Consider the following 1,413-nt stretch of genomic DNA (forward strand, 5'->3'; position numbering starts at 1 on the left):
GCCGGCTGCGCTAAAGTTCTTATGCGTCCACCGTGCTACGCTCTTCGCTGTGGCTTTAATTTCACTCTGCGGTAATGGCTCTTTGAACGTTTTCTTATTGTAGCCCTCAGCCCTGGTTAAACACGCTTCGAGCCAACGCTCGTATTCAGGCCACCCCTGTCTAATCGCTTTGTAAGCCCACGTACTGAGATAATCAAATAAGTTACAGTTACGCCCTAACCCATAATCAGGAAGGCGTTTACGGCCACTATAGGCGCTCAAATCAACATAATCAGCGAGCCAATCTAAATCATACAAGCACGGTTCCCATGTAGAGACTTGCCAATGTGGATTTAAGGGGTTTTTACAAATAAGGCCTGCGTAACCTATATCGGCATCGAGTTTTTCTCTCAGCGCGCTTTCCACGGCTGCTGCGTAGCGAAGTGGCGCACTACGACCATCGGGTGCCGTTCGGATAGACACCTCAAGGCCGTAAATCAAATGTGCATGCCCGTTATCACGGTTTGTTGCAACGATATTGGGTGCGGGCGCACCTGAATCGTACCAATCTAAGGATGCATTCGGTTTGTCTACGTCAAACACCAACCAGTATTTATGCGTTGGGCCATTTGCTTGGATATAACGTGACTTAATCGCGCTCTGGGCACGCGCAATCGCTAAGCCATTCGCGAATTCATCGGTATGGTACGGTTTTTTGGGTAAACGCTGCTCAAAAAGTGAGAGCTGTTGTGCGCTATTATTCAATTCTCACCGCGCTTATGGCGGTTTTGGCTTGTGAAGTATGATCCATGTGTTATTATTCTCTCTGAGATTATATAGTTTCGATTTTTCGGAATTATCTCGAACCCTGATTATTCATACCCTCCCGCCAAGTTGGAAATGAATATCGGGGTTTTGTTTTATTAGGGCTTAGGTTACGCCAAAAGATTTGGCTGAGCAAGGACCCTTTAGAACTACAAAACACCTCAAAAAATGCCTTTCGATAAAAACACCGCCTGAACCATCAAAAAGGGGGCGATAGCCCATACCGGTTTTTATGTTAAATAGGTTTTCTCAGTACAAACTCATCGTTTGTGCCCAACAAAGTGTATCATTTTACCCGGTTCACACTCAGATTCAGTGCAAGTACCAAAAAATGGTTAAACTCGTTTCCCAGCGTCTTTATACGCTTCTGATTTATCTCTTTTGCCTATCGCAACAACAAGGATCGACACTTTTTCATCGTGCACTTGGTATATTAACCGGTACCCAACTTGACGTAATTTAATTTTGTAGCAGTCTGGGAGTTCTCGTAGTCGGTTAGCTTCAACCCTTGGTTGTTCCAGCACTTCAGCTAACTTCTTTTTAAACTGCTCACGCACGGTTGCGCCTAATTTACGCCACTCTTTAAGCGCACGGGGATCAAATTCTAAC

Annotated in this window: 2 protein-coding genes; both read right to left on the bottom strand. The window is 45.2% G+C overall.

Features of this window, described 5'->3' with window-relative positions; genetic code table 11:
* Positions 1-744: replication initiation protein (locus BM378_RS20235; RefSeq protein WP_074989895.1), on the bottom strand; the 744-nt coding region annotated here is incomplete at its 3' end.
* Positions 745-1,139: 395 nt separating this feature from the next.
* Positions 1,140-1,413 (bottom strand): type II toxin-antitoxin system RelE family toxin (locus BM378_RS20240; RefSeq protein ID WP_074989896.1); only part of this gene is annotated, 274 nt, incomplete at its 5' end.

The organism is Pseudoalteromonas lipolytica, assembly GCF_900116435.1.
Classification (GTDB): Bacteria; Pseudomonadota; Gammaproteobacteria; order Enterobacterales; family Alteromonadaceae; genus Pseudoalteromonas; species Pseudoalteromonas lipolytica.